The sequence below is a fragment of the Streptomyces cynarae genome (genome assembly GCF_025642135.1).
Lineage (GTDB): Bacteria > Actinomycetota > Actinomycetes > Streptomycetales > Streptomycetaceae > Streptomyces > Streptomyces cynarae.
This window is the reverse complement of record NZ_CP106793.1, coordinates 8,661,787-8,676,058: the sequence shown is the minus strand read 5'-3', so window position 1 is coordinate 8,676,058 and position 14,272 is coordinate 8,661,787. Positions and strand designations below refer to the sequence as shown.

General features: G+C 67.9%; 13 protein-coding genes and 2 pseudogenes. 8 read left to right on the top strand and 7 right to left on the bottom strand.

Annotated elements, in window-relative coordinates:
• Positions 1-47: 47 nt before the first annotated feature.
• A pseudogene (locus N8I84_RS43435) lies at positions 48-104 on the bottom strand (hypothetical protein); the annotation flags it as partial.
• A gap of 137 nt (positions 105-241) precedes the next feature.
• A complete protein-coding gene (locus N8I84_RS39180) occupies positions 242-1,399 on the bottom strand; it encodes an FAD-dependent monooxygenase (protein ID WP_263234297.1) in 1,158 nt (385 codons plus the stop codon).
• Positions 1,400-1,473: 74 nt separating this feature from the next.
• Between N8I84_RS39180 and N8I84_RS39175 the strand changes: the two genes are divergently transcribed.
• From N8I84_RS39175 to N8I84_RS43430, 3 genes and pseudogenes are all read left to right on the top strand, one after another.
• Positions 1,474-2,031 (top strand): TetR/AcrR family transcriptional regulator, encoded by a 558-nt coding sequence (locus N8I84_RS39175; protein WP_263234296.1) that lies wholly within the window; start codon positions 1,474-1,476, stop codon positions 2,029-2,031.
• A gap of 429 nt (positions 2,032-2,460) precedes the next feature.
• Complete coding sequence (locus N8I84_RS39170; protein ID WP_263234295.1) at positions 2,461-3,588, top strand: hypothetical protein; 1,128 nt, start codon at positions 2,461-2,463, stop codon at positions 3,586-3,588.
• Between the two features lie 126 nt (positions 3,589-3,714).
• Positions 3,715-3,875: pseudogene (locus N8I84_RS43430) on the top strand (transposase); the annotation flags it as partial.
• A 421-nt stretch (positions 3,876-4,296) separates the two neighbouring features.
• Here the strand turns inward: N8I84_RS43430 and N8I84_RS39165 are convergent.
• Positions 4,297-4,521, bottom strand: coding sequence for a hypothetical protein (locus tag N8I84_RS39165; protein ID WP_263234294.1), 225 nt, complete (start codon positions 4,519-4,521; stop codon positions 4,297-4,299).
• Positions 4,522-4,836: 315 nt separating this feature from the next.
• Between N8I84_RS39165 and N8I84_RS39160 the strand changes: the two genes are divergently transcribed.
• A complete protein-coding gene (locus N8I84_RS39160) occupies positions 4,837-5,166 on the top strand; it encodes a deoxyxylulose-5-phosphate synthase (protein WP_263234293.1) in 330 nt (109 codons plus the stop codon).
• A gap of 354 nt (positions 5,167-5,520) precedes the next feature.
• Here the strand turns inward: N8I84_RS39160 and N8I84_RS39155 are convergent, their stop codons facing one another.
• Complete coding sequence (locus N8I84_RS39155) at positions 5,521-6,024, bottom strand: MarR family winged helix-turn-helix transcriptional regulator (RefSeq protein ID WP_263234292.1); 504 nt, start codon at positions 6,022-6,024, stop codon at positions 5,521-5,523.
• Positions 6,025-6,099: 75 nt separating this feature from the next.
• Between N8I84_RS39155 and N8I84_RS39150 the strand changes: the two genes are divergently transcribed.
• Positions 6,100-6,597: an SgcJ/EcaC family oxidoreductase gene (locus N8I84_RS39150; RefSeq protein ID WP_263234291.1), complete on the top strand. Its 498-nt coding sequence runs from the start codon at positions 6,100-6,102 to the stop codon at positions 6,595-6,597.
• Between the two features lie 474 nt (positions 6,598-7,071).
• Here N8I84_RS39150 and N8I84_RS39145 read toward each other — a convergent pair whose 3' ends face one another.
• A complete protein-coding gene (locus N8I84_RS39145; protein WP_263234290.1) occupies positions 7,072-7,665 on the bottom strand; it encodes a YdeI/OmpD-associated family protein in 594 nt (197 codons plus the stop codon).
• Positions 7,666-7,921: 256 nt separating this feature from the next.
• Between N8I84_RS39145 and N8I84_RS39140 the strand changes: the two genes are divergently transcribed.
• From N8I84_RS39140 to N8I84_RS39130, 3 genes are all read left to right on the top strand, one after another.
• Entirely contained in the window at positions 7,922-8,458 is a 537-nt protein-coding gene (locus N8I84_RS39140) for an SMI1/KNR4 family protein (protein WP_263234289.1), read from the top strand.
• 1,461 nt (positions 8,459-9,919) lie between these two features.
• Positions 9,920-10,642, top strand: coding sequence for a dienelactone hydrolase family protein (locus tag N8I84_RS39135; protein WP_263234288.1), 723 nt, complete (start codon positions 9,920-9,922; stop codon positions 10,640-10,642).
• Between the two features lie 436 nt (positions 10,643-11,078).
• A complete protein-coding gene (locus N8I84_RS39130; RefSeq protein WP_263234287.1) occupies positions 11,079-11,720 on the top strand; it encodes a maleylpyruvate isomerase N-terminal domain-containing protein in 642 nt (213 codons plus the stop codon).
• Between the two features lie 356 nt (positions 11,721-12,076).
• Here N8I84_RS39130 and N8I84_RS39125 read toward each other — a convergent pair whose 3' ends face one another.
• Together N8I84_RS39125 and N8I84_RS39120 are read right to left on the bottom strand one after the other, a co-directional pair.
• Complete coding sequence (locus tag N8I84_RS39125; RefSeq protein WP_263234286.1) at positions 12,077-13,057, bottom strand: DUF5996 family protein; 981 nt, start codon at positions 13,055-13,057, stop codon at positions 12,077-12,079.
• Positions 13,058-13,334: 277 nt separating this feature from the next.
• Positions 13,335-14,171, bottom strand: a complete 837-nt coding sequence (locus N8I84_RS39120) for a helix-turn-helix transcriptional regulator (RefSeq protein WP_263234285.1) — start codon at positions 14,169-14,171, stop codon at positions 13,335-13,337.
• Positions 14,172-14,272: the final 101 nt, after the last annotated feature.

Genomic DNA, 14,272 nt, shown 5'->3' with positions numbered 1-14,272 from the left:
CGCAGCACGTACGTGACGCCGGTGAGGGCCGCTCGGTCGGGAATGCGCAGTCGCCCGGGGTGGCGGTGGCGCCGCTCGGGGGCGGGTGGCAGCAGCGGAGCCACCCGCCCCCACAGGTCGTCCGGAACAAGATCAGCACGCGCCCGGACAGCCTGCCCACCGTGACCTCCAACGGCAGGACGTTCAGCTCGACTTCGTTCCTGTGGACCTCGGTAGTGAGTTGGCGGGGGCGCGAATCGGATCAGTTCAGCTGTGGTGGGACCCAGGCGTGGTGCCGAAGGATCATGCGGGTTGCGAGGTGGGAGGGTGTCAGCCGCATCGCCGTGTTGCGCAGGGTGACGGCCAGTGGGTGGGAGAGCTGCTGGCCCATGCGCCCGGCCTGCCGGGCGGCCCGCGCAACCGCCTGGCTGCGCGGCCGACGCTCGGCGTCGTAGCGGGCGAGCCCGGCTTCGACGGTGGGCTCGGCGGCGAGCGCGGCGGCCAAGGTGATCGCGTCCTCCAGCGCCTGGCAGGCGCCCTGTCCGAGGTGGGGGGTCATCGCGTGTGCCGCGTCACCGAGCAGCGCAATCCGGCCGACCGTGTACGAGGGGAGCGGCGTGCGGATCTCCTTGACGTCGTGATGCAGCACGGCGGCGGGTCGGGTTGCGTCGAACAGCGCGGGGATCGGGTCGTGCCAGTTGCGGAACCATCGGCGCAGTTCGGTCAGCGGGTCGGCGAACCGCGTCCCGGCGGGCAGGTTGAGGACGGCGTGCCACTCGGCCCGACCGTCCCGAAAGGCGATGTGTCCGAACTCGGCCCCCCGCCCCCAGGTCAACTCGAAGTCGGTGCGCAGTTCGACCGCCCGCTCAGTGATGGCGCGCAGCACTGTCGAGCCGCTGTAGACCGGGCCGGGGTGGGCTGGGAAGAGAAGGCTGCGCACCTTGCTGCCGATGCCGTCGGCCGCCACCACCAGATCGGCGTCCAGGACCGTGTCGCCGCAGCCGACTCGAACCGTCCCGGGGCCGGCCTGCCGGACCGAGCCGGCCTCGGAGCCGATCAGCATGGCCTCGGCGGGCAGAGCCTCGCGCAGCAGCCGGTGCAAGGTGGAGCGAGGGATGCCCATGATCGGCGTGCCCACCGCCTTCTCCAGCACCGCGCCGTCCATCCGGGCCAGCCAACCACCCTCGGGTGTGCGGGTGCCGCCTCTGTACTGGCCGCGCGAGGCATCCCGTACCGCCTCGCCGACGCCGAGTTCGTCAAGTGCCCGCAGGCCATTGGCGGCCAGTGATATGCCCGCCCCCGCGTCCTCAAGAATGGACGCGCGCTCGACGACCGTCAATTCCCATCCGGTGCGGCGCAGGCCGATCGCGGCGGCCAGCCCGCCGATGCCCCCTCCGACCACCACTGCCGTGTTGCCCATGCCCAAACCCCCAGCGCTTCTACATCTGTAGAAGGATCACCCTATCTGAGGCGCTACAGGTGTAGAAAGGAGCCATGGCTTCGGATCGGCGCACCCTCCTCGCGGACGCGGCTGTCGACGTACTCGCCGACGAAGGGATCCGCGGCCTGACCCACCGGGCAGTCGACCGTAAAGCGGCCCTGCCGCCCGGCACCACGTCGGCGTACTTTCGCACCCGGGCCGCGCTGCTCACCGGACTCGTCACTCGCCTGGTCCAACTCGACCAGGAGGAACTGCAAACGGTGGCCGAGCATCTCCCGCCCATCCGCACGGTGGAGGAACTGGTGGACGGCATGGTGTTGCTCACCCGACAGCGACTCACCGGCGAGGGCCGCCGCCGCTCGCTCGCCCGTTACGCCTGTGCCGTCGAGAGCGTGCGGGACCCCGAACTGCGCGAGATTCTCATCCCCCGCGAGAACGCCGGCCGCGAGGCCGTCCGACTGTTCCTCGCGAGTCAGGGCGTGACGGATGTCGAGAACCGCACAGACACTTTGCTGACCTGCATCGACGGGCTGGTCTTCGACCGGCTGGTGTGCGGCGGCGAAGTGCCGCGCGAGCCTCTCCAAGGCCTTGTCGCCGCCGCCCTGCGTTAGACCCCAGCCGCCCACGGTTCCGGCCCGAGCAGCGTGCCCTCGCTCAGAAAGCACGCCTCCGCCCCGTTCAAAGGCTCGGCATCCGCTTTCGCGTGGCGCGTCGACCTCACCTGAAGCCCGCTTGCACCAGCCTGCGCCCCTCCGCCGCCCACGCCCTCATTCTGAAGCGGTCAGTTAGTCCCCCGTGCGGCCGACGGACCATCACGGTGTCCCCTGCGCCCGTCCCCGGGACGGGCCGGTGCCGAACTCCGCGACGAGTGGATCGCCTTCCCTCGCCGATACCTCTCCAACGAGAACGTGGACGCCCTCTACACCGAGGGCCCCACCATCCTGCCCACCACGTCAAACGACTGATCGCCTATGCCACGGCAAGCGACATGACCGTCTCGGCCAATCCGCCCCGTCCGTTTCCCTGGATAGGCTCACGGCATGTCACAAACACTTCCAGCCCTGGTCACCGAGGCAGCGGCACTGTCCGTTGCCGGAGCGGGGCTCCGCCGGTACGAGATGGGCACGGCAGTGATCGGGGCGGGGGCGGACGCGACCGTGGTCATCGTTGAGTCCGGGGACAACCCGCGGGTCTGCGGCGTCCAGGACTCCAGCAAGGTGCTCCTGTGCGGGGACCCGATTCCCGATCTCCGCTCACGGTTCGACTTCGAAAGCCCCCTGCTCATCCACGTCTTCGTCCGTCTTGACCGGGGTTGCCTTTCCCTCGGCATCGCACGGTGCAGGGGCAGCGCACTTCCACGCGCCGGCTTCAACCAGTGCGAGCTGGAACTTGCCCGGCCACTGAGTCGCGCGGTGCTGGACGCTGTCCGACCGGTCCCGGCGCCCGGGCCGGTGCCGGATGTGGACTGGGTCAACGACGTCGCAACGGATCCGATCCGGGCCATGGAGTCGTTTATCCTCGGCTGGTTCCCCGCCGAGGAAAGTGAGTCGGCCGGGGACGAGAGCACGGCAGGGGGACTGGACGGCCTGCCGGAGGCGTTGGCCACCTTCTATCGCTTGGCTCGCCTCCGCCCGGCGATCCTCCGATTCCCCGATCCTGTGCTGAAGCCGCCTCGGCGTGCTTCCTGTTCGCTCGGCGACCGGCTGGTCTTCGCCGAATGGTGCGGAGCCGCGAAGGACTGGTCCATCCCGTGGCCACTGGATAATCAAGCCGGAACCGACCCCACCGTGTGGTTCACCGAAGACCCCTACGATCCATGGTTCACCGATGACCCCTACGATCCGAATGCGGAGGCGACCCCCGAAGAGGAACCGCTGAGCCGGTTCCTTCTGCAGTTCACTCTCAACGGCGCGATGAGTTCCGCCCCCTACGGCGCACGCACCTATGCCATGCCGACCGAGCGCTTTGCTCCCCTGTGGAACATATTGCGGCCCGTGCCGCTGAGTCCGTTCGCCTACACGCACGAGCGGTTCTTCGTGGCGCCGGGATTGCTGGCCCGCGTCCAGGGCGACGAGGAAAAGACCATCATGGGCTTCGCCGCACTTCACCGCGGGACACTGACACCACTGCTGGAACACGGATTCCGCTGGAGCACTTTCCATGGTTGAGACATGAAACCCGAGCGGGATCGCATGTCCGGTCGTGGTCGAGGTCCGCTCCGAATGAGGTCTCCGAGCAGATCGTCGAGGCACGGAGATGGAAGGGCGACGACATACCTCGTCGGCCTCCACTCGTGGGTCCGGTTCCTGCGTCACCTGCGATAACGCGGACGGACCGGTGTCCGCCTGGTCATCTCCGGCAGCCACAGCGGCCTGCCAAAGCGATCCGCAAGGTCATGCTTGGCGCCGCCTGGCAGCGCTGCCGGGTCAACTTCGTCCACAACGTCTTCGCTCTGCCAACCACGTCATACGGCTGATCGCTTACACCACGACAAGGAATGTGACCGCAACCGCCCGCCAGCGGGCCCAGCGCATCGCTCAAGGCCTCTACCCGGAACACGGTATCCGCTCCGGCCCTTCGGGGCGCTGCGTCGACTGTGAGCTGGACGGCACGAGCCACCAGCCCGCCACCGTCCCGGTCCAGCGCGTGCTGGAGGGCCCGCAGCGCAGCGCCTGCAGCGACTGCGGCGCGCGGATTCTGTTGATTGGCCGGGCCCTTGAGGCGTGCATCTAATACGACCCGTCACCGCAGGGCCCCTGGGCTCGGTCGCCGGCAACAGTTGCCATGGGACCCAGAAGCAAGGAAGTGATGACCGTCGTGGCCGCTCTCGTCTGGTCCGATTCGTCGCTGTTGGTGTCAGCCGTTGATGTCAGACATCAACTGGCGGTTTGACAATCGCCCAGATCGGCTACGACTGCCACCCCTGCGGCGAGCATTCTCGCGACCACAAAGTTTTCCAGCTCTTCATCGCAGATCACTTCGGCCATTGGCGGATCGCCTTTAAGGATCGGCAGGTAGCCGGCACCGCTTCGAAAGAGTGCCCACTGGTCCCGTTCGCTGGTCCACATCCGCTCGTACTCGGATAGGTCTGGGTCGCTCATGCACACCCCCTGCGCAGCAGAGTAGCGCACGGGGCGTCTCGCCTCCCGACGCTCGGCTGGCGCGCTTGAGCACTTGTTTGGAAGATCGCGTACGTGGGTTGGCGCTGAGTTGGCGAGACCTGATCTGGATTTCTGGGGGACTTGCAGACGTTCCCCGTGGTTACCGCCGTTCGCATTTGACCGGGCACGCAGGGGGTACGGCGTCGTTCTCCCGACTTTCCACTCAGTACCCATGCACCTGGCACTGGTGCGACACGCCCACCCCCTGCACGGAATCCTGTGGAGCCTGGCCGGTCCCGTCCGTAGTCTGAGCGCATGGCGCATGCAAAGACCTCATACGTCTGCCTGCCGTGCCGGGCCTCGTACAAGCAACCGTACGTCGGCGACCACGAACGGTTGTGCCCGCGTTGCGCTGAACCGCTCATCCATGTTGGCTCCGCCTTCGCCGTGCCGCGTCGTCGGGACACCGCTGGCTGGCGAGTGCTCTCTGTGCTGTTGAACGCGGGTGTCCGTTTCCACAAGAGCTGTTGCGGTGGCCCCGGCTATCGACCGCGGACCCTCAGGGAGATCCGTGAACGTATGGCGTACGCCCGCTCGAGCGGGGAGCCGTGCGCCAAGGCATTGGTGCGCCGCGAGTTGCCCTAGCCAGTTCTTCTGGAAGTGGGTGCAGGCAGCCTCCCACCTCGGCTCCCTACCGGCGGCACCCTTCTGGCCCGCGCTGATGTTGTCGTCGGTTGTCATCGTCTGTCAACGTTGGTTCGCCTCGGACGGCCCACCGACGGCCCCGACCAGGAATGGCCATCGGCGGATGTCCGCCACCTGCGCCTTGTGCGCGCCCCTACCCAAAGCAAGACATCAGGGATAGCCGCGATCAGAAGCACCCAAACCGGGTGCAACCCCTACCCCTTGCCTGCCGCCCCTCCGATCTCGCCGTCGTGCGCCGGTCAGCGGTTCTCACTCCTCGGCAACTCTTCCGAGAACGGAAGTCCTGACGGAGCTCTACGAGGGAGTGTCGGGTTTGTCCACTGTCCCGGTACGAGTGGGGGGTTCGTCGCGAAGGTGTTGGGCCGCTTCCTGGTAGGCGGTGGTGGCGCGGGTGAAGTAGTCGAAGAGGACGGCGCGTTGTTCGGGGGTGTACGAGGCCAGGAGGCGGGCGAGGTTCTGGCGGGCGGGGGCCAGTACGCGGTCGAGGTCGGCGGGCTTGGCGACGGGTTCGACGATGACCTTGCGGCGGTCGTCGGGGGCGGGGACGCGGCGGACGTAGCCGGCCTGCTCCAGTCGGTCGACGAGGCGGGTGGTCGGGCCGGTGGTCAGGCCGGTACGGGCGCCGAGTTGGCCGGGGGTCATCGGGCCGTCGAGTTCCAGCAGGTTGAGCGCGTACAGATCGCTGGCTCCCAGATCGCAGAGTTTCGCTCCGGCGTGGGCGTGCAGCAGCACGGCGCTGAGGTAGCGCCGGTAGACGCGGCTCGCGTCGTCCGGCGTAGGGCCCGGGACTGTTGACACGGCTGTACTCCTTCCATAATCTCTTCCTAAGAGAAGAGAGTTCATTCGAGCAGATTCTTTATGGGGGAAGTTATCATGGAGACCGGGACCACCCCGTACACCGCCGACCGCGAAACCGACACCACGGCGATCCGCGCTGTCCTCGACGCGGCCGTCGAGGCATGGAACCGCGGCGACGGCACCGCCTACGGAAGCCTGTTCACGCCCGATGCCACCGACGTCACCTTCGTGGGCACCGTCTACACCGGAGGCGGGGAGATCGGGCGTGCCCACCAAGCCCTGTTCGACAGCTTCCTCAAGGGCACCAAGCTGGCTGTGGAGATCGTCTCCATCCGCCGCTACGGGCCCGCGACCGCCGTCGTCCTCACCCGTGGCGACACCTACAAGGGCGCCTGGCCGGCCCGACTCGGCAAGCTCGCCAGCTACACACTGGTCCGCGAGGCGGCCACGGAGCAGTGGCGTATCGCCGCCGTGCAGAAGACCCGGCACCGTCCGTGGATGGAAGCCCTCTCCTTCCGCTTCCAGCCCGCCACCCGTCCCACCCGCAAGCCCACGCTTGTTCAGGAGAAGTGACGGCCAGGCGGCAGAGGGGGTGGGGCGGGTAATCCGTGGCGCATCGTGTGGTCTGCCGGGCACCATGTGCGGCATGGTCAGGGTCAGAGGTGCGTCGCAGGACGACGTTCCGCGGCTTGTGGTACTTCATGGCATCGTTCATGGCTTGCATGTGCGGGAACGACCAGACGTCTTCGTCGCTGAGCCGGAGCAGGTACGGCTCAACGCTTTCTTTCACGACGCCTCGCTGAGCCCTCCGTGCACGTTCTCGTCGCGGAGCTCCCGTCCGGGGGGCCACTCGCTGGGTATGCCCTGGCCCGAGTAGCGGAGCGCCAAGGCAGTGCGCAGGTCCAAAGCAACTCGGTCGTGACGATGCGGCAACTTGCTGTGTACCCGGGCGCTTCACGTGGTGGAGTAGGAACCGCTGGGTCCCCGGCCGACCGTCTACGACGGGGACGTCAAGGGCACCACACGGCCACGGTCCCCTCTCCATGACTACGGGTACAGCTTCTCGCCCTTCGCCAGCATCGCTACGTACTTCTCGATTCGGCGCGCCCGGGTCTCGGCCTTCTTGGCGTCCTGGATCCGGTACAGGATCGCGTAGCGGTTCTGCCGGTCCAGTGTCTCGAAGAACTCCGCCGCGCCCGGGTCGGCGGTCAGGGCCGCCGCGAGGTCGTCCGGCACCGTGGCGGTCTTCGCACCGTCGTAGGCCGCCTCCCAGCGGCCGTCCGCCTTGGCGCGGTCGACCTCGGCCTGCCCCGGCGGACGCATCCGACCCTGCTCGATCAGAGCGGCCACCTTGTCCCGGTTGACCTTGGACCACTTGCTGCGCGGCTTGCGCGGGGTGAACCGCTGGAGCCACCACTGGTCGTCGAACTTGCCCTTCTGGCCGTCGATCCAGCCGTAGCAGAGTGCCACGTCGAGCGCCTGGGCGTAGTCCAGCGCGACGATTCCGGGGCCCTTCTTACGAAGCTTGAGCCAGATGCCCGGCGAGACGGCGTGGTTCTCACCGAGCCACGCCTCGAACGTCTCGGCGGATTCGAATGCGACGATCTCCAAGTCCTGAGTCACCCCAGCAGCGAACCACACCCGGCCGATTGTCGTGACGCATTCGGGCATGGCCCCGGATGCAGGACGTCCGTGGACCTGATGATCATCTCTGTTCTCGACGCACAACGATCATGCAGGAGCCACGGGCTTGCTCAGCGATACGACGTTGCTGCTGAAGAACCCGTCAAGGTCGGCTGAGTGCGACAGCTGCCGATCCTGACCTGAGCGACGAGGGCGTTGAGGGACATCGGAACGAAGACCGGTGCCAGAAAATTGTTGTATGTGGGTTCAGCGAGTGAGCGAACTGACCGGGTGGGAACCGCTCGGGATCTCCGTCGACTGGACGGCGATCGAGGGAGAGCTGGGGGTTCCGCTACCGGCCGACTACAAGGAGCTCTACGAGGCGTTCGGCAGCGGCGTCTTCAGTGATTCCCTCTACTTTCTGGGGCGCGACGAAGGCTCCGCCTTCGACCTCCTGACACAGTGGCGGGTCTCCCTGTCGGTCGACCAGGACAGCAAGCTCGGAAACGTCTCCGCCGTCGAGCCCTATGCGATCTACGCACCGGGCGGCAAGGGGCTGGTTGAGTGGGGCTCCACCGAATGGGCCGACGAGTACTTCTGGCTGATCGATGCCGAGCGGCCGGGCGAGTACCCCGTCCTCGCGCGGTCCAATGACATCGGCGGATGGCACCGGTACGACATGTCCACTTCGGAGTTCCTCTACCGCGTCCTTGCCGATGCCGATTTTCAACCTTTCGGGCTGGCGCAGTACGACCTCGGCGCGAGGTTCATGCCCGGCGCCGGCGCCCCCTTCGACGGCCAGGCACTCTGACGAGAAGCTGGCTGTCCCACGTTCGTGACCACGAAGGCTGCTGGAGGACACCGCTGCCGCAGCTCCTGCAGGCCCGGCCGCCTTCGAGAAACAGCGGCAACTGTTGTGGTCTGTCGCCCAGTTCGACCAGGCCTCGCGGACGCGGTGACGTATATAGGCGCGCTCGATGTCCGGGCGCTCGATGTCCTGCAACGCCTGTCAGACTGCCCAGCGTTTTGGGACCGAGGTTCGTGTGCAGGCAATTGCTGCTCCTGACACCTGGAAGGGATCCTGTGTCAGCGACGCCGGCGAGTTGGCGAGCCTCGTGGCGGCACGGGCTGACCGCGGTCGGTTGTTGGGGCAACTCCCCGTCACTTGACGTGGGCCAGGGCGCTTGACGGCAACCAGAGCCGTGGCTTGCCACCCCTGGTGGGTGAAGCGGGGCAGAGTGCTGGGCGGACCGTGCGGCAGGCGGAAGACGTTGCTCCCCGCAACCGCCGGAATGGCCCCTCCCCCACGCTCTCTCGCTACGCCGCCGTGGAGTGCTCCTTCCCGCAACCGCGAGGACGGTCCCGCGTTCTGGTTGGCGAAGTCGATGGCACAGAACTGCTCTCCGTCCCCCCGGCGATGGTCCTGCGCCGATCCGATGCGGTGTCGCAAGTGCCGCTGCGCCACGCCCCCGCTGGGTTGATCCCGCCCAGTTCGCCGTGGCGGGCGTCCGCAGGCACCCGCGGCGATGGATCCCGGACACCCGGGGAGACGAACGTGTTCATCAACTGCTCCCCGCGCCCGCAGGCGGTGGCGCTGGGCGACGCGACCGAGCACGACGTCTCGCGCGAGCCCGACCCGTTCCATGCGGCGTCATCCCCCTGAGCCCGTGACTAAGGGGATTGCTCCACGGGACCTCCAGCATCTCCGCAGGACGGCAACGCAACAACCCCGAGCCACCACCCGTGATCATCAATCCACACACGTGACCGCCCGCGCTGGGCCAGGCCGAGCTGTTTCAGCGACGCCCGCGCCGCCGAGGTGATGATCCGGACGACCGGACTGCGATCTGCCATGACCGGCATTCTCGACCGCCCCACCGACACGAGCGTCATATCGTGATCACATCACCATGCAACGGCGGCCTTCAACACCACTGAGCGTCACCGCTCCACAGAAGTTGGAGCAGAACCTGAGAAACGACAGCGCTCCCTGTGCGCCCCGCCGTCGCAGATCCACCGCTCGGCAAGCCGCGACAAGACCCCGAGTAGCTCTGCGTTGTGTTCCGACTCCGTGGCATCCGGCCAAGGAGCCTCCGCAAAAACCCGTTTGGCGGCCACGGCGACCACTGCTACGTTTTTGGAGGCCGTGCGAGAGAACGAGGAGGTGGTACCCGTGAACGCAGTATCGACATGGGTGCTCCCCTCCGGGGTCACGGTCGGGCGATAGGTCGTCCGGGAGCGCCGTTCCAGAGCGCTCCCGAAAGGCACGACCATGCAATTCACTTCCGAACAGCGCGTCGGCGACGGCGTCCGCGAACGCGATTTCGCCCTCGGCGAGATCCCCGGCACCCTGTGGACGCCTGAATCCGCCGCACCGGCCCCGCTGATCCTGATCGGCCACAACGGCGGCTTGCACAGGCGGGACTCCCGGCTGGTGGCCCGGGCACGACAATCCGCAGCGTACGGCTACGCGGTGGCCGCCATCGACGCTCCCGGGCACGGGGAGCGGCCCCGTTCCGCCGTCGATGAGCAGGCCCGCGCCGACCTCCGCCGGGCGATGCAGGCCGGCGAGCCGGTCGACGAGATCTTCGAGTCCTTCATCGGCCCGCTGGTCGAAAAGACGGTCCCGGAATGGCAGACCACCCTGGACGCGCTCCTTTCGCTGCCCGAGATCGGCGGCCCGGTGGGGTACTCGGGGTGGACCGCCGTCGGCATTCGGCTGGCGGTGGTCGAACCGCGCATCGTGGCCGCTGGTTTCTTCGCCGGGGGTTTTGTCCCCCGCGCCCAGCGCGAGGAGGCCCGGCAGGTCACCATCCCGCTGCTGTTCCTGCTGCAGTGGGACGACGAAGGGAACCCCCGGCAGCAGGCCCTGGACCTGTTCGACGCCTTCGGCACCAAGGAGAAGACACTGCACGCCAATATGGGCGGGCACGCCGGCACACCGTGGTTCGAGGTGGACGACGGGGACCGGTTCTTCGCCCGGCACCTGAAGTGAGGCCGGGCCGTCAGGCGGGCAGCAGAGGGTGAACGGTGTCGGCCCCCTGGCACTCGGCAGGGGGCCGCACCGCCCGAAGCCATGACGGTCCGTGAGCGTCTCGGCAGGGTGGGCGCCGGGATGCGGGGCCGGGAGCGGGCTTTTCGATCGGGTCCGCAGCAGTGGCGGTGGGAGATGGTGTCCGGGATGCCGAGGCGCTGCTCGCCGGATGGCGGAGCATGTCGAAGCGGTCGACGACGTCGAGGCTCGGTGCGGTTCCAGTGCGACCACCCCGTCGGGTGATCTTTGGTCGGACGCACATGGTCGACGCGATCCGGTACCTCGCAGACAACGAGGGGGCTTCGGCCCCACTGATCGCTCGTCCATATTCTGGGCAGGCGTTCCAACATGTGGACGTCTCGGCCGTGAGGATCTTGGTATGGGCAAGATGCCTCGCATGACTAAGGAGATACGCAAGGCATACCTGCTGGGCGCCGAGCGGGCTGTGCACCTGCTGGCCACGGAAGAGGTGGCGCGCTGCTGGGGCAAGGAGTCAGTGCTACCGGGGATGACGGTGGGCGGACTGGCTGGTCACCTTGCGCGCAGCGTCCTGCAGGTCGAATGGTTTCTCGACGGCGAGACAGTCGGCACGGAGCCAGTATCGCCAGTGCGCTACTACGCGCGGCTCGTCGGCACGTCTTTGCCGGACTCCGCACTCAACGTCGGCGTGCGCGCGCGGAGCGAGGAGACGGCAGCCGCCGGCCCCGCCGCCGTGGCTGAACAGGCGCGCGCCGCATGGCAAAGGTTGGCACACCGGCTGGGCCAAGAGCCAGCCGATCGGCGAGTGGCCATCCTCCACCGGCCCGGAGAGGAAATGCTGCTCGATGGCTACCTCCAAACCCGATGCGTCGAATTGGCAGTGCACCTTGATGACCTGGTTCTGAGCGTGGGTGCTCACTGCCAGACACCCGAAGCCACGCTCGCCATTGCAGTCGATGTCCTTGTCGCAGCCGCCCGTGACCGACACGGCGATCAGGCCGTGCTACATGCGCTCGCCAGGCGTGAACGTGACGCCGACCAGGCTTTGCGCGTGCTGTGAGAAGCAGTAGCCGCTGCCCTGTTCGCGGTGAGCACTGGTTCGCGCGCGGCGACTCGCTTGAGTGACCTTCGGTCGAGACGTGCATGAGGGCAGGGCCTCCTGTCCAGCTCGGGATCGCTCAAGTCCTTCGAGCGTCAGCAGGCCCTGTGCCGCAGTTTTGCGTTTCGGCGCCCTTGTGGCCCAACTCCCTTACCACCGCCTCGCCGCTGCTTCAGTGTCAGGCGTGGAGGACGTGCGGGTGGAGGGCTTCTGGCCGGGCAGCAGGCGGTGAGGCCAGCGCCGATGGCTGCCGGTCCCGGCGAAGTGCCCGCCACCGGACGGCCCCACCTCGGGGCCGGTCTACCGCTGCCGCCAGATCATTGCGGATCGTCATGCCCGCTTACCGTGAGTGATGATCCACGGTGCTGTCGCCACCTGTTCGGGTCCTCTTCAAGGGCCGCCCGGTCCCAGCCGCCGCGTTCCGCAGCAGCCTTGTAGGTCGTGTGCAGGAAACCGGCCAGTACCCGGTCCGGGTCGGCTGCGGCACGCACCGCTTCGTACGGGAGAAGGAACTGACCGTGCTCACGGCTGTAGAACGCGTCGGCCGGGGTGACGGGCTGCGCGGCGAAGCCATCCGGCTCGGGATAGGCGTACGAGTAGAAGGCCCCCTCTTCACCGCCGCCGGGCCAGAAGCCACAGCTGCTCAACTCGCGGGAGTAGCCTTCCATCATCACCCAGTCACCGCAGTTCGGGGCGCCGCCAGGGTGCGGCGGGGCAGCCCGTCCTGAGAACCTCGTGCAGGCCAGGTCCATGGCACCCCAGAAGAAGTGCACCGGGCTGACCTTGCCGACGAAGCACGAGCGGAACTCCCCCAGCACCCGATTCGCCTGCAGCAACTGCTGCCAGAAGAGCTGCGCGGCGCTCGGGTCGTAGGAAGCGTGCTGGTAGTCCTCATCGAAGGGGATCGCCGGGTCCACCTCGTTCGGAGACGCCTGGATCTTTGTCTCAATGCCCAGCTCGCCCAGGGCGTGCATCGTCTCGCGGTAAAAGTCGGCCACCGGCCTCCCCTCCAGGGCCACGCTGCGGTTGGCGCCGTCGCTGCTGCGGATACACAGCTGATGGTCGAGGAAGTCGAACTCGATGTCGAAGACCCCTGAGCGGTAGGGGATCGCCGATGTGGTCAGGCCGCGCGGGCTGACGTACAGGGTGACCTGCCACCAGTGATTGACCAGGGGCGCGTGGGCCAGCCGGATCTTGCCGACGATCTGGGTCCACATGTGCAGTGTGTCCCGGGTCTCTGTCCAGTCGGCGACCCGCAGCCGCGGCCACATCGTCCGCGACGCCCCATGGGAGACCATGGCCACAGCGCACTCCTCCCAGGACAACTGACCGATACCGACCACGCTGCCCCGAGCCGAAGAATCAAGCAACCCGGCGCGCCTCACCGGCCATCGGACCGGAACGCTTGGTATGCGAGCAGCCGCTGCCCCTGCCTCGCCCGGACAGTGATCCACCGGACCGGTCTCACTAGGGGCGGCGAGGCCCTGTAAGGGCAATTCGCAAGGATTCTTGACCATGGATGTCGACCAGCCGGTGCCAGTACTCGGATCCACCGGGGGCCGGGCAGTGCCCTCGTCAGCGCGATGCCGCGGGATGGGCGTCACCGCTGTCCGCGCCCAGGCCCGCGAGCAAGCGCAGCCCGTCCTCGGCGGGGCTGCCGGGAGCCGCGGACAGCACCAGCAGCTCCATGCCTGATTCGTCCGGTAGCGCGAAGTTCTCCTGGTGCAGTTCCAGCAGTCCGACCAGCGGGTGCCGGTACGCCTTGCGTCCATGGGTGCGGGCGCGCACGTCCGCGCGGGCCCAGAGGCGGCGGAAGCGTTCGCTGCCCATCGCCAGCTCGCCGATGAGCGAGGCCAGTCGAGGGTCCTCGGGGTATTTGCCGGCGGCCAGGCGCAAGTGCCCGACCACGTGGAGGGTGCAGTTCTCCCAGTCCGCGTAAAGACCGCGCTCGGCCTCCTCGAGGAAGATGTGCCGGGCGGTGTTCAGGCCCGGCACCGGCCGGCCGTAGAGGAGCGCGGCGAGGCGGTTCCCGGCGAGTACGTCCAGGCGGTGGTCCATGATCAGCGCGGGTGCGTCGGCGACCAGGTCGAGGACGCGCAGCAGCTCCGGCCGGACCCGCCCGCCCGGCGCCTTCGCGCGGCGGCGGCGCTGCCGGGCGAGCCGGCAGAGGTGCCCGCGTTCGGTCTCGTCGAGGCCGAGGACCCTGGCCAGCGCGTCGAGGACCTGCTCGGAGGGCTGGGTCGCGCGGCCCTGCTCCAGGCGTACGTAGTAGTCGACGCTGACTCCGGACAGATGCGCGACCTCTTCGCGGCGCAGCCCTTCCACCCGGCGGCGGCTGTCTGTGGGGATACCGACGACCGCAGGGTCGACCCGGGAACGCCGGGTCCGGAGGAAGCTCGCAAGATCGTCCATGCCTCCAGTATGGCTTCGACGGCGCCCGTGAAGGTGGTCCTGCCGTTACCAGGAAGTCCCGTCCGACGGAAGAGGAGCCCCTGAACGCCGGGCGCCGCGGC